This is a genomic window from Trueperaceae bacterium (assembly GCA_036381595.1).
Classification (GTDB): Bacteria; Deinococcota; Deinococci; order Deinococcales; family Trueperaceae; genus DASVCN01.
Genome location: DASVCN010000022.1, coordinates 21,931 through 43,575, shown reverse-complemented (window position 1 = coordinate 43,575; position 21,645 = coordinate 21,931). Strand labels below are relative to the sequence as shown.

Annotated in this window: 22 protein-coding genes, 1 tRNA gene and 1 rRNA gene; 15 read left to right on the top strand and 9 right to left on the bottom strand. The window is 65.8% G+C overall.

The genetic code is table 11. From position 1 onward, the window contains the following. Positions 1-14 precede the first annotated feature (14 nt). The 12 genes from rrf to VF168_06570 all read left to right on the top strand — a co-directional run bounded on the left by rrf (position 15) and on the right by VF168_06570 (position 9,172). Positions 15-131 (top strand): 5S ribosomal RNA (rrf, locus tag VF168_06625). A 53-nt stretch (positions 132-184) separates the two neighbouring features. Further along, positions 185-261 (top strand) — tRNA-Met (locus VF168_06620). 144 nt (positions 262-405) lie between these two features. Continuing rightward, the gene (locus VF168_06615) at positions 406-792 is read left to right on the top strand and encodes a hypothetical protein (GenBank protein HEX7003841.1); all 387 of its coding nucleotides are present in this window, start codon (positions 406-408) and stop codon (positions 790-792) included. An 86-nt stretch (positions 793-878) separates the two neighbouring features. Further along, positions 879-1,481 (top strand): hypothetical protein, encoded by a 603-nt coding sequence (locus VF168_06610; protein ID HEX7003840.1) that lies wholly within the window; start codon positions 879-881, stop codon positions 1,479-1,481. Position 1,482: 1 nt separating this feature from the next. Beyond that, entirely contained in the window at positions 1,483-1,863 is a 381-nt protein-coding gene (locus VF168_06605; GenBank protein ID HEX7003839.1) for a hypothetical protein, read from the top strand. A gap of 270 nt (positions 1,864-2,133) precedes the next feature. Continuing rightward, a complete protein-coding gene (gene coxB / locus VF168_06600; GenBank protein HEX7003838.1) occupies positions 2,134-3,270 on the top strand; it encodes a cytochrome c oxidase subunit II in 1,137 nt (378 codons plus the stop codon). Further along, a complete protein-coding gene (gene ctaD / locus VF168_06595) occupies positions 3,257-5,179 on the top strand; it encodes a cytochrome c oxidase subunit I (protein HEX7003837.1) in 1,923 nt (640 codons plus the stop codon). The genes coxB and ctaD overlap by 14 nt, the downstream gene beginning before the upstream one ends. After that, positions 5,176-5,778 (top strand): cytochrome c oxidase subunit 3, encoded by a 603-nt coding sequence (locus VF168_06590; GenBank protein HEX7003836.1) that lies wholly within the window; start codon positions 5,176-5,178, stop codon positions 5,776-5,778. Before ctaD ends, VF168_06590 begins: the two co-directional genes overlap by 4 nt. A 13-nt stretch (positions 5,779-5,791) precedes the next feature. Continuing rightward, positions 5,792-6,862 (top strand): c-type cytochrome, encoded by a 1,071-nt coding sequence (locus VF168_06585; protein HEX7003835.1) that lies wholly within the window; start codon positions 5,792-5,794, stop codon positions 6,860-6,862. Between the two features lie 31 nt (positions 6,863-6,893). Continuing rightward, the gene (locus VF168_06580; protein HEX7003834.1) at positions 6,894-7,508 is read left to right on the top strand and encodes an HAD family phosphatase; all 615 of its coding nucleotides are present in this window, start codon (positions 6,894-6,896) and stop codon (positions 7,506-7,508) included. Next, complete coding sequence (locus VF168_06575) at positions 7,501-7,851, top strand: DUF3208 family protein (protein ID HEX7003833.1); 351 nt, start codon at positions 7,501-7,503, stop codon at positions 7,849-7,851. Before VF168_06580 ends, VF168_06575 begins: the two co-directional genes overlap by 8 nt. Continuing rightward, a complete protein-coding gene (locus VF168_06570) occupies positions 7,838-9,172 on the top strand; it encodes an MFS transporter (protein HEX7003832.1) in 1,335 nt (444 codons plus the stop codon). Before VF168_06575 ends, VF168_06570 begins: the two co-directional genes overlap by 14 nt. Positions 9,173-9,198: 26 nt before the next feature. Here VF168_06570 and hutH read toward each other — a convergent pair whose 3' ends face one another. From hutH to VF168_06550, 4 genes are all read right to left on the bottom strand, one after another. Continuing rightward, positions 9,199-10,782: a histidine ammonia-lyase gene (gene hutH, locus VF168_06565; GenBank protein HEX7003831.1), complete on the bottom strand. Its 1,584-nt coding sequence runs from the start codon at positions 10,780-10,782 to the stop codon at positions 9,199-9,201. Beyond that, the gene (hutI, locus tag VF168_06560) at positions 10,779-11,978 is read right to left on the bottom strand and encodes an imidazolonepropionase (GenBank protein ID HEX7003830.1); all 1,200 of its coding nucleotides are present in this window, start codon (positions 11,976-11,978) and stop codon (positions 10,779-10,781) included. The genes hutH and hutI overlap by 4 nt, the downstream gene beginning before the upstream one ends. Continuing rightward, positions 11,975-13,645 carry a urocanate hydratase gene (gene hutU, locus VF168_06555; GenBank protein ID HEX7003829.1) on the bottom strand — a complete coding sequence of 557 codons (1,671 nt, stop codon included), beginning with the start codon at positions 13,643-13,645 and terminating at the stop codon, positions 11,975-11,977. The genes hutI and hutU overlap by 4 nt, the downstream gene beginning before the upstream one ends. 69 nt (positions 13,646-13,714) lie before the next feature. Beyond that, positions 13,715-14,779, bottom strand: coding sequence for a formimidoylglutamase (locus VF168_06550; GenBank protein ID HEX7003828.1), 1,065 nt, complete (start codon positions 14,777-14,779; stop codon positions 13,715-13,717). A 356-nt stretch (positions 14,780-15,135) separates the two neighbouring features. Here VF168_06550 and VF168_06545 point away from each other — a divergent pair, with 356 nt between their 5' ends. Then, positions 15,136-15,873, top strand: coding sequence for a DUF899 domain-containing protein (locus VF168_06545; protein HEX7003827.1), 738 nt, complete (start codon positions 15,136-15,138; stop codon positions 15,871-15,873). A gap of 26 nt (positions 15,874-15,899) precedes the next feature. On the opposite strand, the gene VF168_06540 is transcribed toward VF168_06545, so the two are convergent. Both VF168_06540 and VF168_06535 read right to left on the bottom strand, forming a co-directional pair. Then, a complete protein-coding gene (locus tag VF168_06540; protein ID HEX7003826.1) occupies positions 15,900-17,441 on the bottom strand; it encodes an acyl-CoA carboxylase subunit beta in 1,542 nt (513 codons plus the stop codon). Between the two features lie 105 nt (positions 17,442-17,546). Continuing rightward, positions 17,547-17,771, bottom strand: a complete 225-nt coding sequence (locus VF168_06535) for a septum formation initiator family protein (GenBank protein ID HEX7003825.1) — start codon at positions 17,769-17,771, stop codon at positions 17,547-17,549. On the opposite strand from VF168_06535, the gene VF168_06530 reads away from it, so the two are divergent. Beyond that, on the top strand, positions 17,755-18,018 hold the full coding sequence (locus VF168_06530; protein HEX7003824.1) for a hypothetical protein: 264 nt from the start codon (positions 17,755-17,757) through the stop codon (positions 18,016-18,018). The two genes, VF168_06535 and VF168_06530, sit on opposite strands and share 17 nt — an antisense overlap. Here the strand turns inward: VF168_06530 and VF168_06525 are convergent. After that, a complete protein-coding gene (locus VF168_06525; GenBank protein HEX7003823.1) occupies positions 17,980-18,975 on the bottom strand; it encodes a hypothetical protein in 996 nt (331 codons plus the stop codon). The genes VF168_06530 and VF168_06525 overlap by 39 nt on opposite strands. A 75-nt stretch (positions 18,976-19,050) precedes the next feature. Beyond that, positions 19,051-19,815, bottom strand: a complete 765-nt coding sequence (gene nucS / locus VF168_06520) for an endonuclease NucS (protein ID HEX7003822.1) — start codon at positions 19,813-19,815, stop codon at positions 19,051-19,053. Between the two features lie 208 nt (positions 19,816-20,023). Between nucS and VF168_06515 the strand changes: the two genes are divergently transcribed. Then, positions 20,024-20,869, top strand: coding sequence for a deoxyribonuclease IV (locus VF168_06515; GenBank protein HEX7003821.1), 846 nt, complete (start codon positions 20,024-20,026; stop codon positions 20,867-20,869). Here the strand turns inward: VF168_06515 and VF168_06510 are convergent. Continuing rightward, a complete protein-coding gene (locus tag VF168_06510) occupies positions 20,866-21,480 on the bottom strand; it encodes a sulfotransferase (GenBank protein HEX7003820.1) in 615 nt (204 codons plus the stop codon). The genes VF168_06515 and VF168_06510 overlap by 4 nt on opposite strands. Between the last annotated feature and the right edge of the window lie 165 nt (positions 21,481-21,645).

Genomic DNA, 21,645 nt, shown 5'->3' with positions numbered 1-21,645 from the left:
CATATCTGAACGTTCTTCGTGCCCATAGCGGCGTGGACCCACCCGATCCCATCCCGAACTCGGAAGTTAAGCACGCCAGCGCCGATGGTACTAGGAGGGCAGCCTCCCGGAAGAGTAGGACAGCGCGAAGGACATTATTTTTTCGCCGCTCGAGGCGGGTCTCCCCCGTCCGCGCGGTAATCGCCGCGGGGTGGAGCAGTCTGGTAGCTCGTCGGGCTCATAACCCGAAGGTCGCTGGTTCAAATCCAGCCCCCGCAACCAACAGTGAGATCGAGCGCCGCCTTCGGGCGGCGCTCTTTACTGTCGTGTCGGAGCCCAGCACCTGAACCGTGAAGAGCTGAACCGAAAGGCCCAGCCATAGCTGTTACCCTGGGATCAGGGCAGCAATTCGGGGAAGGAGGCGAAGTGCCAGGCAGTCCAGCCATACAGCACCCGTGCGGGACGGCTCGGCTCGAATGGGTCAACCTGCGCGCTCTGCTGGCGGCGCTGCTGCTGGTCCTCCTCACAGGGCTGCCGCAGATCGGCATCGGGCTTACCGCCAGCGACTTCGCCGGCGAACGGATGACGGGTCTTCCGGTAACCCGTTCCGTTCTCATCGACAAGCTCCTGCCGGAGGCGGCCTCACTGGTGCCCCCGCACCTCGCCGAGTTCCCGCCGTCGCTCGTCCAGCCCTCTCAGCCAGACTTCCGATCGTTCGATCGGACCGTCGTCGAGCGGGACGAGCCGGAGCCCAACCCCTGGTGGCTCGACCTCACCCAGCGGCTCTACCGGCACCACTCCTCCTACGTCTGACCGGTTACCCCAACCGCAGCCAAGCAGTACAACTCTCACTCGCGAAGCGACCCCATCCCGCCGGACGGGGTCTCGAAGGGGTAATCATGACAACAAGCACCTCCACTCACCACGAAACGCAGGGCAGCCCTACGTGGGTTCTCTGGCTATTCGGCATCGCCCTGATAATCCTGTTCATCTGGCTCTGGAACACCGCCAACAGCGCCAAGTCGCTGGCCGAAGCGAACGCCGCCCTGCTGGCCCAGCCGACAGCCGAGGTGAGCTTCCTGGTTGGCGGCCCGACCCGCTTCTCCGACTCGTTCCAGGAGGCCGTCGAAGATGCCGAGATCGATGGCTTCTCCAGCGACGACTATCTCTGGGCTACTACGGTCGTGAGGAACGAAGGTCAGGTGGAACTCGACGACGTCGAACTGACCTTCAACATGGCCGAGGGCCTGGAACCGACCGTGATCGCCGACCTCCCCAGTTTCGGTTCGGGGGTCGACCTCGAGGAGACCGAAGCCGGTCTCCAGGTCGATCTGCGTGATATCGACGACGGAGAGCTCGCTCGCGTCTTCGTGGGCTTCGAAGCGGCTGACCTTCCCGAGCAGGTGGCCGCAGCGTGGGCACGCAACTACCGGATGACGCTCGGCAGCCTCACCGTCGAAACTGATGACTTCAGCGAGACCGTCTATGGGCGTGGGATCTGAAGTGACTTTCGAGAAGCTCCAACTGGGCAAGGAGGCGCTCTCCCAGGGAGCGTCCACCGGTGACGCCAAGTTGGCGGGATTGCCCGGAACGGGGACGTTGCAGGTCTGGCGCGGCCAGAACGAGGACGTGCTCCGGATCGTGGGCACATGGCGGCTCGAGGATGACGCGAGTGGGCTGGAGAGGATCCGGAGGGCTCTCGCCAAGTCCTCGCCGGTGACGTACGACGGCGTGCTGGACGATCCCGCCCAGAGCGACCGGAAGCGCGTGTCGACGGAGGTCTACGTCACCTCCATGGGCTCATACCAGCGGGGTACCGAGGCAGACGTCGCCTACTGTTTCGTCAACTTCGTGCCTCTCGACGCGAAGGAGGTCACCGGCTGAACCGCCGTTGGCGGAACTCCTGCGACAGCAACCTGGGCGTGGCGGAGAACACCGTCACGCCCTCCTTCGTTGTGGAGGGGCCGACCGCGGCCCAGCGCAGCGCGGGCGCCCAACGGGAGCGCCGGCGATACGGACAGAGGGCACGATTGTGCCTCTACAACGTTATCCGTCGCTGGTCCAGCTGTGATACATTGGCGGGTGTTTGTTGGCCGCGCCGTATCAATGGCGTGCCGGCCTGAACTCCATCCCAAACGTCCTTAGGAGGAACAAGTGCCGGTAGTACGTAGGTTCCGTCGGGTCGCGCCGCTACTCGTGCTGGCCCTGTTGCTGGTCGGGTGCGAAACCGAGGGCCCTCGCTCCACGTTGCATCCCGTCGGCTATGTGGCCGAGCAGCAGCTCGATCTGCTCATCTGGACGACCTGGCTCAGCGTCGGGGTCGTCGCCTTGGTGGCGGGCGTCCTGGGCTACGCCATCTTCCGCTTCAGGAGCAGGTACACGGGGGACAAGGATGCCATTCCCAACCAGGTTCACGGCAGCGTGCCGCTGGAGATCACCTGGACGCTCATACCGGTGATCATCGTCATCCTCGTTGCCGTGCCCACGGTCCGCACCATCTTCGAGACCGAGGTGAGGGTGCAGCCACAGGAGAGCGATGTACTGGTCCACGTCACCGGTTACCAGTGGTGGTGGAAGTTCGAATACCCGGAGCTCGGCATTGTCACCGCCAACGAGCTCCACGTCCCCGTCGGTACCCGCGTCGTGCTCGACCTCGACTCGGCCGACGTGCTCCACTCCTTCTGGGTGCCCAAGCTCGCGGGCAAGCGCGACATGATCCCCAACCAGGAGAACCAGCTGTGGCTCATCGCCGACGAAGAGGGGATCTACTGGGGCCACTGCGCCGAGCTCTGCCTTGGCGCTCACGCCTATATGCGCTTCCGGGTGATCGTCGAGTCCGAGGAGGAGTACCAGGCCTGGGTCGAGTCGTTCCAGGAGGTGCAGGTGCAGGCCTCGCAGGAGGAGCGGCAGGCGATCCAGCCCGTGCAGAACAACGAACTGATCCAGGAGGGCCGTACTCTCTTCGCGCAGAAGGGGTGCATCGGCTGTCACTCGAACGCCAACTTCGGGCCCGGCTACGGCAGTCCCGACTTCCCCAACCTCACGAACTTCGGACTTCGTAACACCGTGGCTGCCGGGGTGCTGGAGAATACTCACGAGAACCTGACCGCCTGGATCCGAGATCCGCAAGCGATCAAACCGGGCAACTACATGCCTACGCTCTGGCAGGAAGACGACCCGGATGCCCTGGAAGAGGCATCTGCTATCGCCGCTTATCTGCTGAGCCTGGGCATCGAGGGGGAGCAGCAGGCACAGGCGAACGCCGTAGGAGGAACGAATGGCGATCGGTAGGCAAACGGCCGCGGCTGGTCACGCGGGCGTACTCACAAGACCAACCTGGACGACGGGCTGGGCAAGCTGGCTGACCACCGTCGACCACAAGCGGCTGGGGCTGCTCTACATCTGCACCAGCTTCCTGTTCCTGGGCCTGGCCAGCGTTGAGGCGTTCCTGATGCGCCTTCAGCTTGCGAGGCCCGAGCAGTCGCTCGTGAGCCCCGACGTCTTCAATCAGTTGTTCACCATGCACGGGGTCACGATGGTGTTCCTGGCGATCATGCCCTTGGGCATCGGCTTCGCCAACTACTTCGTGCCGCTCATGATCGGTGCGCGCGATCTCGCCTTCCCGAGGCTCAACGCCTTCGGTTACTGGGTCTACGCGCTCAGTGGGGTGTTCATCTACACCAGCTTCTTCCTGGGCGGAGCGCCCGACGCCGGCTGGTTCGCCTACGCGCCTCTGACCTCGCTTTCCAACAATCCGGGCAACGGTATCGACTTCTACATGATCGGCCTCCTCGTCAGCGGCGTGGGGACGCTGGTGACGGCGATGAACCTGATCGTGACGATCATCAACATGCGGGCGCCGGGCATGACCTTCATGCGTCTACCGCTGTTCGTGTGGATGATGCTGATCACCGCCTTCATGATCATCTTCGCCTTCCCGCCCCTCACCATCGCCCTCTTCCAGGTGATCATGGACCGCACCTTCGGCACCCTCTTCTACGTGCCTGAAGCAGGCGCCCTGCCGATCCTCTGGCAGCACCTCTTCTGGATCTTCGGTCACCCGGAGGTCTACATCATCATCCTGCCGGCGTTCGGCGTCATATCGGAGGTCATCCCCACCTTCAGCCGCAAGCCGCTCTTCGGCTACCCGATCATGGTGCTCTCCGGCATCTTCATCGCCTTCATGGGCTTCGCCGTGTGGAGCCACCACATGTTCACCACCGGCCTCGGCCCCGTCGCCAATACCGCCTTCTCGCTCACTTCCTTCGTCATCGGCATCCCCACCGGCATCAAGATCTTCAACTGGATCGCGACGATGTGGGGTGGTCACGTGCGCTTCGCGGTGCCGATGCTCTACGCGACGGCGTTTCTGCTCACCTTCACCCTGGGCGGCATCACCGGCATCATGCTGGCCATCCCGCCGCTCGACGCTCAGGTGCAGGACACCTACTTCGTCGTCGCCCACTTCCACTTCGTCATGGGCGGCGGTGCGCTCCTCTCCTTCCTGGCGGGCTTCTACTACTGGTTCCCCAAGATGACCGGTCGGCTGCTGCCCGAGGGACTGGGGCGGCTCGGCTTCTGGCTGATAGTCCCCGGCTTCTACCTCATCTTCTGGCCGCAGCACTTCGCTGGACTGCTGGGCATGCCCAGGCGCATCCAGACATACGAGGCGGGCATCGGGCTCGATCTCTACAACCTGATGTCCTCGGCGGGCACGTTCGTCATGGGCGCGGGTATGGTGATCGTCATCTTCAGCGCCTTCTGGGCATTACGGAAAGGCCGACTGGCAGGCGACGACCCGTGGGACGGCCGCACCCTGGAGTGGGCAACCAGCTCACCGCCACCCCACTACGACTTCGATGTCGTGCCCGAGGTCAACGACCGTGACCCGGTCTGGCTCCTCAAGCACCCGCATCTTGTAGAGCGGCGCGACCCGATCTCCGAGTCGGTCGATCCCGACCATTCTCCTCCCAAGCACGTCGAACAGGTCTCGATCCACATCCCGGGACAGTCGTGGTACCCGTTCATCGCCTCGTTCGCGATCTTCCTCGGCTCGTACGGCCTGCTCTTTCACAACCTGCTCCTCGGGCTCTTCTCGGTGGCGGTCCTCTTCTACGCCTGCTACGCGTGGGCGCTCGAAGGCGTGGGCGGTCACCACGAACACATCGAACTGGAGCCGGCCGTTGGAGGTCCCGCGTGAGCCACACCGTCGTCGCCCATTCCCACGAGGAGTACCGCTCCACCAGGCTCCCCGACATCAAGTTGATGATGTGGATCTTCCTCGCCTCGGACTGCATGTTCTTCGGCTCGCTCATCGGCAGTTACCTTGTCTACAAGGACCGGAGCCTGGTGGGCCCCTACCCGATCGACGTCTTCGACATCAACCTCACCACCATCAGTACCTTCGTGCTGCTGATGAGTTCGTTCCTGATGGTGCTGGCGTTGCACGAACTGCGCGTGGGCAACATCAAATTGTTCCGTCTGTGGACTTTCGGAGTGGCTTTCTTCGGCTCGATCTTCCTGGGATTCCAGATCTTCGAGTTCAGCCACTTCGTCCAGGAGGGGCTGACGCTCTCGCAGAACCTGTTCGGTACGACGTTCTTCGTGCTCACCGGCACCCACGGCGTGCACGTGACCATAGGCGTGCTGCTGCTCCTGTCTCTGCTCATCGCCTCGTACGTCCGCCCGGTGGCGGCCAAGGATTCCGTCTACCTGGAGGTGGTCGGCCTCTACTGGCACTTCGTCGACATCGTCTGGATCGTGATCTTCACGGTCGTCTACCTCGTAGAGTTCGTCTAGGAGTAACGGGAGAATGAGCCACGACCACAAAGGCAACCCGGTCGCCACCTACGTCATCACGGCGCTGATCCTGGGTATCATCACCTTCTTCGAGTACGCAATCGTCGAGTTCGAGATCTCCTGGCTTTCCGACGCGGCCACCATCTTCTGGCTCGTCGCGATGTCGCTGGCCAAGTTCGTGATGGTCGTCGCCATCTTCATGCACCTCAAGGATGACGAGAAGACCTACACGGGCTTCTTCAGCAGCGGCATGGTTCTGGCACTGGCCACCTTCTTCATCCTGCCGCTGCTGTTCACCGTAACGACCTGGCCTAGGCCGGTGTTGGCAGAATCGCAGCCCCACGTCGAGGAGGCTCACGGTCAAGCAGAAGCACTCCCGTCCGAGCAATCGGAGCTGATCGAATCGGACGGTTACAGCCGCTCAGCAGCCGCCCAACTCGACGTGCCCCGGCCCAAGGACCGCTCGCTCGCGGTAGAGCCGCCGCCGGCTCAGGAACCGCAGGCGACGCTGGCTCAGGCTGGCGAAGGTGAGCAGGCAGAGGATCAGAACGGTGGCGAGCCGGCCGAGGAGCCAGCGGCTGAACCCCAGGCGGAGGCGCAGCAGGCCGAGGGGCAGCAGGCCGGGGAGCAGCATGCCGGGGAGCAGGCGCAAGAACCGGCTGAACAGGCCGCCGCACCAGCGGAGTTCGACAGACAACTGGGCGACACCACCTACACTTCGATCTGCGCTGGCTGCCACGGCGCCCAAGGCGCCGGAATGCCCGGCGTCTTCCCGCCGCTCGCCGGAAATCTGCCCGCCATCTACAACGCCGGTGGGCGCGAGTACCTCATCGACGTGGTGGTTCACGGCCTGACGGGCCCTATCACCGTCGACGGCCAGACCTACAACGGCGCCATGCCCGCCTGGGCCGGGTCTCTTTCGAACGAACAGATCGCGGCGGTGCTGAGCCACGAGCTGACGTCCTGGGGCAACGAGGAACAGCTTCAGGAGTTCACGCCCATCACGCCTGACGAAGTGGAACAGAGCCGGGGCAGCGACCCTGGCAACCTCAACGAGCGCCGGGCCGAGCTGATGGGCGAATGACGACGGCTCGTCATCTACTCGGACGAGGAGCGTGATCGGGGCAATCGCCTTCGACTGGGGCGGCATCTTCACCGAGGGAACGTTCGATTCCGATGCCGTCCGCAACCTCGCCCGACTCTGCGCGGTACCCGAGGAGAGCGTGGCCAAGACCTACTTCCCGCTCATGGCCCACTTCGAGGCCGGGGAGTTCGACATGGCCGAGTTCGTGACCCGATTCCGAAAGGAGTCGGGTCTCTACTTCGACGAGGAGCGGTTCCGGGAGACGTTCCTGAGCTCGGGCCGCGAGCGGACCCAGATGTACGACCTCCTGGCAGGCATACCGGATGCCTACAGGGTGGGCATGCTCTCGAACAACGTGCCCCTGCTGTGCGACAGGGTGAGGAGCGACCCGCGGATGGCTCGGGTCGAGACGTTCCTCTTCTCGAACGAGCTGGGGGTACGGAAACCCGACCCGGCAGCCTACCGGAAGTTGCAGGAGGCACTGGAGCTGCCCCCCTCGCAGATCGTGTTCATCGACGACAGCGAGGTGAACGTCTCGGCCTGCCGCCGCCTCGGCTTCGCCGGCATCCACTTCCGCTCCTTCGATGGGCTCCTGGGCGAGCTGAACCGGCTGGCTCCTGACATCTGCCCGAAGGTCGATGGCTGAACACGAGCGGGGACTCAAACTGCTCCAGGGTTATATCTGGCATCCCCGCGAGTTGGAGATCGATCTGGGCGACTACCTCCCCAGGCGCATCGAAGGCGAAGTGCACGTCCTCTGGGACCCACTGCCCCAGGCGCCTTTCACGTTCTTCGACGACGGTACCCTGGCAGCTACCCAACAGGTCTATCAGTTCACCGTGCTGAAGCTGGTGGACGATCCCGAAGAGGATGCCGCCCACAATGCCGGCATCGTGCCGTGGCTGGCGGAGCTCCTGCAGGGAAAGCTCGAGCGGACGCCCGCAGGGGTCGGCTGGCAGATCTTCGAGGACCTGCGTGGCGTGGGCTGAGGAGAACGCGGAGACGGAGCAGGGGACGGCCGGGGCCGAGGAGCTTGTGGGGGCGGCTGGCAAGGAAACCCACGTTCGTGCGGCGGCAGCCGCCGAGGTGCCGGCGCAGGCCTACTTGGTCTTCCTCGTCTTCGTAATCGCCTACTTCTTCTCCTACTTCTTCCGCTCCACCAACGCGGTCATCGCCGACGACCTCAGCCGTGACCTGTCCCTGACGGCCGCGCAGTTGGGGCTCATGACGAGCCTCTTCTTCCTTACCTTCGGCGCTGCACAGGTACCGCTGGGCGCCGCCCTGGACCGCTTCGGCGCCCGCTTCGTGACCTCCGGCCTGATGCTGGCGGCGGTGGTCGGCGCGCTGCTCTTCTCAGCGGCCCAGAGTTTCGCGGCCCTGGCCCTGGGGCGGGCGCTCATCGGCCTCGGCATGGCCGGGATACTGATGGGGTCGCTCAAGGCGTTCAGCGGCTGGTTCCCGCCGCAGCGGTTCGCAACCGTGTCTGGCCTCTTCCTCGGCCTTGGCTCACTGGGAGCCTTGGCCGCCGCCACGCCCTTGGCCGCGCTGAACGAAGCGTTCGGCTGGCGGGTGATCTTCCTGGGCGGCGCCGGCCTGATACTGCTGGCTGCCCTTGGGATAGGCCTCTTCGGACGGCAGGCACCGGGGGCCGACCTCGTGGCCGCCAGCGACCGCGGCTCACTCGTACAGGTCTTCGTCAGCCTCGACTTCTGGCGCATCGGCCTTCTCGGTTTCGCGGTCACCGGAAGCATGTTCGCCTATCAGGGGCTGTGGGCAGGACCCTACCTGGTGGACCGCGCGGGACTGGAACCGATAGCTGCAGGGAACCTCCTCCTGCTCATGGGCGTGGGTGTGAGCGGCGGCTACATGGTGGTGGGCTGGCTCGCCGATCGGCTCGGGCATGCCCGCACGACCGCCGCGGGGGCGTTGGGCATGTTGCTCGTGCAACTCGTACTGGCGTTCTTCCCTGCCCGCTCCTACCCGGAACTGCTCGCCCTCCTGTTTCTCCTCTTCGGCTTGTTCGGCGCCTTCAACGTCCTGTTCTACGCGCTCATCCGCCTCGCCTTCCCGCTCAACATGACCGGCCGCGCCATCACGGCGGTCAACTTCCTGGGCATGATCGGAAGCGCCCTGCTCCAGTGGCTGCTGGGTGTGGTCATCGGCCTCTTCCCCACCAGCAGCAGCGGCGGTTACCCGGCAGAGGCGTACACCACCGCGTTGCTCGTGACCTCCGGGCTCATCCTCGTCACCCTCGCGTTCTACTGGCCGCTGCTCAGGCGGCCCAGCGACATCGCCACCGACGAGGGCTGAGGTTTCAACGACAAGACGGGACCTGCTTACACGGTTTCGACGATCTCCAACCCTTCGACGGCACCCGCAACCGCCTCGAGCAAAGTCCCGCGGGCCACGAGATCGAAGGCGGCCTCGAGGTCGCCGGCCATCACCCTGTCCCCACGAAGCTGCGGAACCACCTCCCGTATGGCGTGGTGGGCCGCGGTAACGCCTGGTCCCGTGTGAAGACCGGGACGCAGGTCGAGCGCCTGAGCGGCGTTCAGCAGCTCTATGGCGAGGACCCGCTGGCTGTTCGTCAGGACTTGGGCGGCCTGACGGGCAGCTATCGTCCCCATCGAGACGTGGTCCTCCTGGTTAGCGCTGGTCGGGACGCTGTCGACGCTGGCGGGGTGCGCGAGAACCTTGTTCTCACTCACGAGGGCGGCGGCAGTGTACTGGGTGATCATCAGGCCCGAGTTGAGGCCTGCTTCGCTCGTCAGGAACGCCGGCAGGTTCGAGAGGGCGGGGTCCTGGAGCCTGGCGATCCGCCGCTCCGAGATGCTGGCGAGTTCGGCTATCGCCGACTTCGCATAATCCATCGCCAAAGCAACCGGCTGCCCGTGGAAGTTGCCCGCCGAGATGACATCGCCGTCCTCTTCGAAGATCAGCGGGTTGTCGGTCACGCTGTGGACCTCGCGGACAACGACGTCGGCCGCGTGCAGCAGGGCGCCGCGGCTGGCGCCATGGACCTGGGGCATGCAGCGCAGGCTGTAGGCGTCCTGCACCCGCGCTTCGTCGCTCACCCCGGTACTCCCCGCCAGCAGCAGCCTCAGGTTGCGAGCGGTCTGCTCGCAGCCGCGGTGGGGTCGCAGGAACCCGACCCGTGGATCGAACGGGTCGGACAAACCGCGCAATGCGACGAGGCTCATCGCTCCTGCCACGTCCGCTACCGTGCAGAGCCCGAGAGCGTCGTGTAGGACGAGGGCAGCTACGGAGGTCATCGCCTGCGTCCCGTTGATGAGGGCAAGACCCTCTTTGGCTTCCAGCGCCAGAGGTCGCAGTCCGGCCTCCTCCAGCGCTCGCGCCGCCGGAACCACTTCCCCGCGGTACTCGGCCTCCCCCTCGCCGATGAGCGTGAGCGCCATGTGGGCGAGCGGCGCGAGATCTCCGCTCGCGCCTACGGAACCCTGCGAAGGTATGACGGGGTGGACCCCCCGATTCAGGCAGGCCAGGAGCAGCTCGAGCAGTTCGAGTCGCACTCCGCTGTAGCCCAGCGCCAGGCTCTGTGCCCGCAGCAGCAGCATCGCACGGGTAACGTCGCGCGAGAATGGCTCGCCCACTCCGGCCGAGTGTGACAGCACCAGATTCCGCTGGAGCGCGTGCACGTCCTCGTCTTCGATGTGCACCCGGGCGAGATGTCCGAAGCCGGTAGTGATGCCGTAGATCGTCTTGCCGCTGTTGACGAGCTCGTCGACGAACTCGCGGCTCCGCTTCACCCGGTCCACCACCTCGCCAGCCAACTCCACCGGCCGATCCGAACGAGCTACCCCGACGATATCCCGCAGGGTGAGCGAGCCGCCGACCCGCACCGGTTCCTGCCCCGACCGTCCGGGCGATCGCCTATCCGGTCCGTGCCCCTTGTCGATCACGACTTATCGTACGGCCAGACTTCCTCGCCGCCGGTGTAGACCCTCTCCAGCCCGGTCGTTCCCCACGTATAGAGCGGCGAGGTCGCATGCGCGGTGGAGGTGACTATGAAGTCCGCAGCCGATCCCTTCTCCAGGCGGCCGAGGGCCGGCAGGTCGAGCGCGTCAGCCGTGTGAGCGGTGCCTGCGACGAGGGCCTCCTCGACGGTCAGATCTCCCAGGGCGATCGCCAGCTGCATGGCCAGGAAGAGGCTGTAGAAGGGACTCGAGCCTGGGTTGTGGTCGGTTGCCACCGCCACCTTGACGCCGGCGTCCCACATCGCCCGCGCGCTAGGGAACGGCTTCCTGAGCAAGACGGTCGCACCGGGCAGGAGGGTCGCTACGCTGCCGGCGGCAGCCAGGGCCCGCCAATCCTCCTCGGTGGTCTGCTCGAGATGGTCTGCCGAGAGGCCTTCGAACTCGGCGACGAGAGCGGTTGCGCCGGTTCGGGTCAGCTGCTCGGCGTGCGCCTTGACGCCCAGACCGTGCGCCCGGGCGGCTTCGAAGATCAGCCGGGTCTCGTCGAGGGTGTAGGCGCCTGCGTCGCAGAAGACGTCCACGGCCCTGGCGAGGCCGGACCTCGCCACCTCGGGTATGAGTTCCCGGGTGAAGGCGGCAACGTACTCGTTCCTGTCGCGGTCGCGCGGGATCACATGGGCGAGGAGCGTGGGTACGACGTGCTGCGGGAGTTCGGCAGCGAGCCGGTTCACCACGCGCAGCATCTTGAGCTCCTGCTCGAACTCGAGTCCGTAACCGCTCTTCACCTCGAGGGCGGTGACGCCGCCCTGGAGGAAGGTATGAGCCCGCTCCCGGGCGAGGCCTAGAAGCTCCTCTTCGGAAGCGGTCGTGGTGGCTCGTACGGTGTTGTAGATGCCACCGCCCGCCTGGAGGATCTCCTCGTAGGCGGCCCCGCGCGCCCGCAGGTGGTACTCGGCCAGGCGGTCGCCCGCCCACACGAGATGGGTGTGGCTGTCGACGAGTCCGGGCAGTACGCCGTGCCCACCGATGTCCGTCGCCGGCCAGTCCCAGAAGGTTCCGGGAAGTTCGCGGGCGGGCCCGACGAACGCCACCGTCCCATCCTCGACCGCAAGGACAGCGTCCTCCACTCTCGTGAATGGGGTGTAGAGCTCGCTGATCCCCCGGAAAAGCCGCCGCATCATCCGCGGCCGGAAGTGAGGTCCTGGCTCGGCAGGTCGAGGCCCCGTTCACGGGCGACTCTCTGCGCCTTCTCGTAGCCGGCCTCGGCATGCCGCATAACCCCGCTGCCGGGATCGTTGACCAGCACCCTGGCGAGTCGTTCGGCGGCTTCGGTGCTGCCGTCGGCGACCGAGACCTGGCCGGCGTGCATGCTGTAGCCCATGCCCACTCCGCCGCCATGATGGAAGCTGACCCAGCCGGCTCCGGAAACAGCGTTGAGTGCGAAGTTCAACAGCGGCCAGTCGGCGACGGCGTCGCTCGTATCCTTCATCGCCTCGGTCTCCCGGTAGGGGCTGGCGACCGAACCGGCGTCGAGGTGGTCGCGGCCTATCACCACCGGAGCCTTCAGTTGGCCCGCCGCCACCATCTCATTGAAGCGCAATCCCGCCCGGTCGCGCTCCCTGTAACCGAGCCAGCAGATGCGAGCCGGCAGCCCCTGATACGCGAACTTGCTGGTTCCCTCGGTGAGCCAGCGCCGCAGCCCGTCGTCTTCGGGAAAGAGCTCGAGCAGGGCCCGGTCGGTGGCATGGATGTCCTCCGGGTCGCCTGAGAGGGCGACCCAGCGGAAGGGTCCTCTGCCCTCGGCGAACTGGTCGCGGATGAAGGCGGGGACGAAGCCGGGATAGGTGAAGGCGTCGGCGAAACCGCCCTCCTTGGCGAAGGCGCGGAGGTTGTTGCCGTAGTCGAAGGCGACCGCCCCGGCGCTCTGCATCTCGACGATCGCGCGGCAATGACGCGCGATCGCCTCGAGCACCCTGAGCCGGTACTCCTCGGGTTCGGACCTGCGCGCTTCCGATGGATCCTCGTCTTCCCGCAGTGGCGGCACGTAGCCGTACATCGGATCGTGCGCGCTCGTCTGGTCCGTGACCAGGTCGGGGGTGAAGCCACGGCGCACGAGTTCCGGCAAGACTTCCGCGGCGTTCCCCTGGAGCCCGATCGACAGTGCCCGGCCCTCGCGCCTGGCCCGCTCGGCGCGATCCAGCGCGTCGTCGTGGCTGACCGTCCACTCGTCCAGATAGCGCGTCCCGATGCGTCGCTCGATCCGCTCTCTGTCGACCTCGACCACGATGACGACGCCCCCGTTCAGGGTGACGGCGAGGGGCTGGGCTCCGCCCATCCCTCCCAGGCCCGCGGTAAGTGTGATGGTGCCTCTCAGGCTTCCGTCGAAATGCTTGCGCGCGGCCGCCGCGAACGTCTCGAACGTGCCCTGTAGGATCCCCTGGGTACCGATGTAGATCCACGAACCTGCGGTCATCTGGCCATACATCATCAGTCCCAGCTCGTCGAGGCGGTCGAACTCCTCCCACGACGCCCATTTGGGCACCAGATTGCTGTTCGCGATGATCACCCGCGGAGACTCGGGGAAGGTCCGGAATACTCCTACCGGTCTTCCCGACTGCACCAGCAGCGTTTCGTCGTTCTCAAGACGATCGAGCGTTTCCACGATACGATGGAAGTCCTCCCACGTGCGCGCCGCCTTGCCGCGTCCACCGTAGACGATCAGTTCCTCGGGCTTCTCGGCAACCTCCGGGTCGAGGTTGTTCATGAGCATCCGCTTGGCGGCCTCCTGGATCCAGCCCTTGGCCTTGCGCTGATTGCCGCGGGGCGGCCGTACCGCCGGCGCGCTCACTCGCGCCTCCGGTCTCCGTAGCGCAAGACCCTCGGTTCTGCCGTGGGCTCAAGGCCGTTCGGTTGTGGCTCACACATCTGTTTCCTCCTTCGTCGACGACGACTCCGCCCTCCCGCTCAGGAAGGCGTACACCGCTACCGCCGCGAGTCGGCTGGTACGGCCATCGAGGTCGAAGCGCGGGTTCACTTCGGTAACTTCGAAGAGTCGCGATCGCGACTCCAGGCCCGCTCGTCTCGACAGATCGAGAAGCTCTTCCGGGTAGAGGCCCGCGGGATTGGGAGCGCTCACCCCCGGAGCGAACGCGCTGCTCACCACGTCCATGTCGATGCCCCAGAACACCGCATCGGCGGACTTCCGGAGGTGCTCTCGGACTACCTCTCCGAACCCACGAGAGCGCGCTTCTCCGAGGCTGTAGGCGCTCACGCCCCGGGACTTCAGAGCGGCCAGGTGCGCCTTCGCCACGGCGAACGGCTGATAGCCCAGTTCGACGAAGTTCTCGGGCTCGATGAAGGCCTGGTCCAGCAACTGTCGATAGGGCGTCCCGCTGTTCCTCGGCTCCTCGTCGCGCACGTCGAGGTGCGCATCCACATTGAACGCCAGAAGGCCCGGGAATACCGCCGCGGCGGCCGCTGCATCGGGATAGGAGAGGTCGTTGCCTCCGCCCAGGCTGATGACGGTCTTGCCGTCCCGCAACGCCTGCTCTACTATCGCCCGATGCCGCATATGGATCTCCTCCAGGGGTCCGTCGGTGAGAGTGTCTCCCAGGTCGAAAAGGACGGGCGCCCGAGCGAGGTCGAGTTCTTCGGCGCCTCCGAGACCGAGGACCACGCGCCTTCTGCTCCAGAGGCCTTCAAGGGGACCGAGGGCCAGGCGGTACAGGTAGCGGCGGATCTCTGCCGGGGCCCCCTCGGCGCCGGCTCTGCCCTCGTTGCGGCGCACGCCTTCGTCCTGGGGACAGCCGATGATGACGAAATCGGCGCTCCGGTAGGAGCGGCTCTCCCGGATGGTCTCGTCGATGACGATAGGGCCGGTTGCTTCCGACCGACCCACGGCCGAACCCAGCCGAAGATCGAGCGGGTCCCGGTGCCGGTAGAAGAGGTTCGGAGCAGGGGGAGTGACCTGGAGAAGGTTCATCTCCTCAACCTACGAAACTCGAACATCAGCTCGATGGCGATACGCTCACCTCGGGCGAGGCGCCTCTCACCACCATCGCCCCGCCGCATGTTCCGCTCCCAGATACAGGAGTTGACGCATGCGTGCCTCCAGTTCATCCGGTGATTTTCGACTTGGGAAATGGTAGCACGACATCTTGGCCTCGGAATCTCCGTTCTGAAGAGGAGGGGACACCGGTCCTCCCGGCAGATGTCAGGCGAAGCGAGTGAGCCGGCGATCCGCTGTGCGCTCTATCCGCCCCTTGACCCGGGATGGTAGGTGCATATACACTTTCCGGAACTCGGAACATCTGGTTCGAGCGAAAGGCAGGTAGCGGGATGGATGCCGAAGATCAGACTCAGGCGGGTGCGGCGCTGCCCCCCATCGTCAGCCGTGAAGAGTGGCGTACGGCCCACGAGCGGATCCGCGCCGAGGAGAAGGCGCTTACGCGAGCGCACGACGCCCTCGCCGCCAAGCGGCGCCGCCTGCCGATGGTCGCGGTCGAGAAGGAGTACAGCTTCGAAGGGCGCGACGGCGAGGCGACGCTCATCGATCTGTTCGACGACCGGAACCAGCTGATCGTCTACCACTTCATGTTCCATCCCGACTGGGATGAGGGTTGCGACGGCTGCTCCTGGTTCGTCGACGGCGTCGGGCATCCGGCCCACCTGAACGCCCGTGACGTGTCGTTCGCCTTGGTCTCGCGGGCACCGTTCGCGAAGCTTGCCGCCTACCGTGAACGCATGGGCTGGGACTTCCCCTGGTACTCCTCTTTCGGCAGCGACTTCAACTACGATTTCAGCGCCACGGTCGGCGACAGCGAGCACCATCACCTGAGCGTCTTCATCCGTGATGGTGAGCGGGTCTTCCACACCTACCAGACGGGCGCGCGGGGCGTGGAGCAGCTAGGCACGACCTTCAGCCTGCTCGACCTCGTGCCCTACGGAAGGCAGGAGCGGTGGGAGGACTCGCCGGGAGGATGGCCGCAGGGGGACCCCTACGTATGGTGGCGGCGGCACGACAGCTACGACGACGGAGTTCGCGCTCCATCCAGGGGTGGCCGGGGGAACAGCTAGTCCTTGGGCTCAGAACGGGTACGAACCTACAGCGGGATGTTCCCGTGCTTCTTGAAGGGCCGCTCGATCTTCTTCTCCTGCAGCATCCGCAGGTGCCGCACCAGCTGCACCCGCGTGCTCTTGGGATCGATCACGTCGTCGATGTAACCTCGCCCCGCTGCCCAGTAGGGGTTGTCGAAGCGCTTCCGGTACTCGGCGATCCGCTCGGCCCTCGCCGCCTCGGGGTCGGCGGCCGAAGATATCTCCCGCCTGTAGATGATGCTCGCGGCGCCTTCGGCGCCCATCACCGCCACGGCCGAGGTGGGCCAGGCGAGCACGACGTCTGCCCCCATGTCGCGCGAGTTCATCGCCAGGTAGGCGCCACCGTAACTCTTCCGGGTGATGAGGGTGATCTTGGGCACGGTCGCCTCGGCGTAGGAGTAGAGCATCTTGGCTCCATGCCTGATGATCCCCCCGTGCTCCTGAGCCACGCCGGGAAGGAAACCGGTTACGTCGACGAAGGTCAGTATCGGGATGTTGAAGCAGTCGCAGGTGCGGATGAAACGCGCCGCCTTGTCGGAGGCGTCGATGGTGAGCGTGCCCGCGAGGTGTCGCGGGTTGTTCGCGACTATCCCCACCGAATCACCGCCCAAGCGGGCGAAACCCACGACGATGTTCTTGGCGAACTCGGGCTGGACCTCCATGAACTCGTGGTCGTCCACCAGTGCGCCTATGACGTCGTGCATCGGGTAGGGCCGACGCTGATCGGGGTGCACCACCTCGAGCAACTCCGGCGTCTCCCGGTCGATCGGGTCGCCGTTCTCTATCCGCGCCGGCTTCTCCCAGGCAGACTGAGGCAGGTAGGCGAGCAGCTGCCTTACCATCTGCAGCACCTCGGCGTCGTCCTCCCCCTCGAGGTGAGCCACGCCCGACTTCCGGCTGTGCACGTCTGCCCCGCCGAGCTCCTCGAACGTCACCTCCTCCTTGGTCACCTGCTTGATGACTTCAGGTCCGGTTATGAACATATAGGAGGAACCGCGCGCCATCAGCACGAAGTCGGTGAGTGCCGGGCTGTAGACGGCACCACCCGCGCAGGGTCCGAGGATCGCCGAGATCTGCGGCACTACCCCGGAATAGATGGCGTTGCGGTAGAAGACCTCGCCGTAGCCCGAGAGGGAGTCGACCCCCTCGTGGATCCGGGCGCCCGCCGAGTCGTTGAGTCCGATTATCGGTGCTCCGGTGTGAGCAGCCAGGTCCATGACCTTGGCGATCTTCTGGGCGTGCATCTTGCCGAGCGAGCCGCCCAGCACGGTGAAGTCCTGGGAGAAGACGAACACCGTACGGCCGTCGATCTCGCCGTAACCTGTGACCACGCCTTCACCAGGCGCGTCCACCCCCTGCATCATCTCACCGCCCAGATGGCGCACGAATACGCCCAGCTCGACGAAGGTCCCCTCGTCGAGTAGCGCCTCCAACCGCTCGCGAGCGGTCATCTTGCCCGCCTCGTGCTGCCTGCTGGCCTTCTCGGGCCCACCGCCGCGCTCCACGCGCTTGCGGCGCTCCTCCATCTCGGCCGTGAGCTCGTTCATCCACGCAAGCGTGTCGTCCGCCACAAGGTCCGCCTTTCGCCCGACAGGATAACGTGCTGCCGGCGCTTTCCGCCGTCAACGACGACCTCCTCCTCCTGGTGGCTGTCAGCGGGGTTCGCTGGTGACTATCCTCGCCTCATCCGGATACATGTAGCCCAGCCGGCGGGCGAGCTGCTCGCGGTACCTCTGATCGTCGCCATGCTCGATCACGGCCTGGAGCGCCCGGGCCTCGGACTCCAGGTCGGCCACCTCGCGCTCGAGCCTCTCGATCGACATCTGGGCCCGGAAGTAGCGGATCCCCTCCACTCCGAGCATGAACAGCAGGTGCATACTTCCGAAGGCCACGAGCACGAGGAGCAGCCAGCGAGCGCCGCGGGCCGGCGCCGCGCTCCTGCTCGCGGTACCCGGCGCCGCGGCCCTGCTCGCAGTACCCGGCGCCGCGCTCCTGCTCGCGGTCGGCGGCGCCGCGGCCGAGTCGCGCCGTCTCGTGCCGCTGGTCCGCACGCTCACCGCGACCATCCACCCAGCCGCGCGATCCTCACTGCGAGACCTCCTGGATGGCGAGCGCTTCGCGTAGGAAACGGGCAGCGTCCTCCGGCGGCGTCGGGTTCACGTAGAAGCCGCTGCCCCAATCGAAACCCGACTGGTAGGTGAGTTTGGGAAGCACTTCGATATGCCAGTGGAAGGCCTCGTCGTCGCCGGGGAGGGTGTGCAGTACGAGGTTGTATGGAGGGTCGTCGAGCGCCGCGTTGATGCTCTTCAGTACCGCCTGCAGGATGTCCGCCAAGGCCGGCAGGAGATTGCCCGGTTCATCGGTGAACGTACCCGAATGGCGCCTGGGCATGATCCACGTTTCGAACGGGAACTTCGAGGCGTACGGGCAGATGGCGGCGAAGTGGCTGTTGTAGGTGATCAGCCGATCGCGCTGCTCCAGCTCCAGCTCGAGCACCTCGCAGAAGAGGCAGCGACCGCTCGAATCGAAGTGGGAGCGCGAGGCGCTCACCTCCTCCTCCAACCAGCGGTTGGTGACGGGCACGGCAAGGACCTGGGCGTAGGCGTGCTCGAAGAGGGCCCCAGCCGGCTTACCAACGCTGCGGCTCAGTTGGACGTGGCTGATGCCCTCCTTGGCCGCCAGCAGAGCGAGGCGATCGCGGTAAACCCTGAGCACGTCGACCAGGTGCTCGCGCGGCATCGTTTCCAGGCGCTGACGTGCATCGGGGTGCTCGACGATGATCTCCTGGAACCCACGGCTCGCACCGTGCTCGAAAGGGGCTGAACCGGAGAAGCGCGTTGGCCTGTCCTGTACCAGCGGCGACGGGTGCTCGACTACCCGCACCCGCCAGTCCGGTCCTCCGGCCCTGGCTGCGCTGGGGCGCAGGGCGTGTATCTCACGCAGCCCGCGGTCGGCGCCGGGGGACAGGGGTGAGATCTCCTCCGCCTGCTCCACGCTACCGAAGTCCGACGACTGCAACCCCCTCTCGGGGGAGATGAGCACCCAGGCTTTGCCGAACGGGTCTTTGCGGAACAGCGGCATCGCTGGAAGTCTAGCAGGAAGGTGTGTGAGCGCCGCGTGAGCAAGTCGATACGTGCAGCACGCTCGCTGCCGCGATCAGCCAGCCGGACCGAACAGGGAGGGCTGCCGCTCGGGCTCCTCATCCAGCGGCAGCGCAGTGACCTCACGGAACTCCAGGCCCTTCGACTGCAGCTGCTCGAGCGCCGGGGCGGTGATAGCCGGCGCCGCCAGCACCCCACGAACGGTGGTGTCGGTGAGTCCGCGGACGCGCTCAACGTATCGTCCCAGCTGGTGTACGGCCTCCTGGCCTGCCTTACCCCTCTTCAGCTCGACGACCACCAGGTTCCCGCAGACATCGCGGGCATACAGGTCGATGCCGCCGACGTCGGTGGGCAGTTCGCGGTCGAGCAGGGTGAGCCCCTCTTCGATCAGGTCGGGACGGCGCGCCAGAGCCTCCTGCATCTCCGACTCCGAGCCCATCAGGACGAACCCGCCTGCCTCGTGCAGCGCCAGGGCCTGGGCCAGTACCGGCTCCAGGAACGCCACCCGCACCATCTCGGGCGGCGTGAATCGCTCCGAGTAGAGCACGGTGAAGCCGTCCTCCCGGACCACCCTCACGTCGTCGCTCTGCGGTTGCCAGTTGATGGGCTTGACCCCCCGGTGACCATGGACCTGCAGGCTGCCGTCGCACTTCGCCATCACCACGTAGTCACCGGCATCCGCGACGCTGGCCGCGCGGCCCTGGTAGTAGACCTCGCACTCGCCCACGACCTGCACGAGACACTCCCCGGACCTCAGGTGTTCGTCGAGGAAATCTTGCAGTTCGTCTGCCGAAGGGTTGTGCACCATGCCGCGAAGCACAGCAGAGGTTACCACCGGTGCCGGCCGTCCGGCGCGCGGCTGGCGTTCCCCGCCAACGGAGCGAAGACCTCCATCACCCGCGGACACGGACGGCGCTGTTCGCAGGCCAACGGGCGGGAATCCTCGCGGGGCGGCCGGCGTCCCCTTAGCTCCGATCGGCTGCCGGCCCAGGCAGCCTCGAGCCTACCGGAGGGGTAGACTCCGAACCATGGATCTCCTCGGAGCGCATGTATCGGTAGCCGGCGGTCCCCATACCGCCTTCGAACGGGGCGTGGAGATCGGCTGCAGGTCGCTGCAGATCTTCGTCAAGAGTCCCAACCGCTGGGCCGGGTCGAAGCTCAAGGAGGAGCAGGTCACCGCCTTCCGGGAGGCGCGCGAGGCCGCTCCGCAGCCGGTCATCGCCCACGCCGCCTACCTGATAAACCTGTGCGGAAACAATCCCGAGCTGATCGAGAAGTCGCGCCGCGGCCTGATAGACGAGCTCGAGAGGTGCGCGCGGCTCGGTGTCGATGGACTGGTCGTGCACCCGGGAGCGCACCTGGGCGACGGCGAGGAGGCCGGCGTGGAGGGCATCGCCCGCTCGATCGACGTGGTCCTCGCGGCGCTCCCCGAGGTCGGTACCAGGCTCCTGCTCGAGAACACCGCCGGCCAGGGCAGCGCGATGGGCAGGCGATTCGAGGAGCTGGCGGGCGTGATCGAGCGAGTCGAGCAGAAGGAGCGGGTAGGAGTCTGCCTCGACACCTGCCACGCGTTCGCGGCCGGCTACGACCTGAGCACCGAAGAGGGCTACCAGCGGACCGTCGAAGCGATCGAGGAGTCCGTGGGACTCGAACGGATCGAGGCTCTGCATCTCAACGACTCGAAGCACCCTTTGGGGTCGAACAAGGACCGCCACGAGAACATCGGCGAGGGGCAGATAGGCGCGGAAGCTTTCGCCCGGCTGCTCTCCGATCCTCGCTTCGCGGGGCGGCCGATGGTCGTCGAAACGCCGCTGGGAGACGACGACAAGGGGCACGAACGCGACCTGGTGCGATTGAGGGAACTGCTTTCCTAGTACGGCTCACCAGGAAAGACTCGCCCTGCGTAAGATTGCAGAGAGTTCCGCAGGCGGCGGAGGTAGGCAGAAATGCGAGCCGCTCGCCGCTCCCTTTCGAACGGTAATGGCTGCTGCGGCACCGGCTCGCCGAGGAATTCGCAGAGCCGGTGCCAGGAGCGCTCCTCCGGCCAGTAAACGACCAGCAGCCGTTCGGGCCGCCCCGCGAAATACTCCTGCACCTGGCGGGCGTGCCTGTCGGTTGACTCGAGCCGACCGTTCTCTGCCGGGCTCGAGAAGCCGTATACGTGCTCCCGCACCGACCCGGCCGCGTGAACTGCATACCGTCTGAGGCTGCCGAACCACGAGTGGGAGGAGTCGCTGACCTCGAGCACGAAACGGGCATCCGGGAAGTTGCGGTCAAGGCGCCGGTAGTACGCCGACCAAGGCATCCCAGCGTAGCTGTCGTAGCGGCCGCTAGCCTCATCGAGCGCGCATATATCGCCCTTTTCGAGAACCTTCCTTACGAGATCGGGGTCGTGGTCCGCATGGCGGTAGCCGAGTTGCCGCATACAGGCGCCCAACGTCACGTGGCCGCCTTCCGTCAACCCGATGCCGAATACCTTCGCCATGATCCCCCCGTGACCGGCTAGCGACAGGAAGTATGGACGTGACCGGCCATGAGTTGGACGAGTGGGCGATGAGAATCATCCTCGCGCGAAAGTCGAGAGGACACAAAATGGAAGCTGCCGTGGCCGGTGCCGCGCGCTGTGAGCAGCGGCCGGACACCCGGCGCA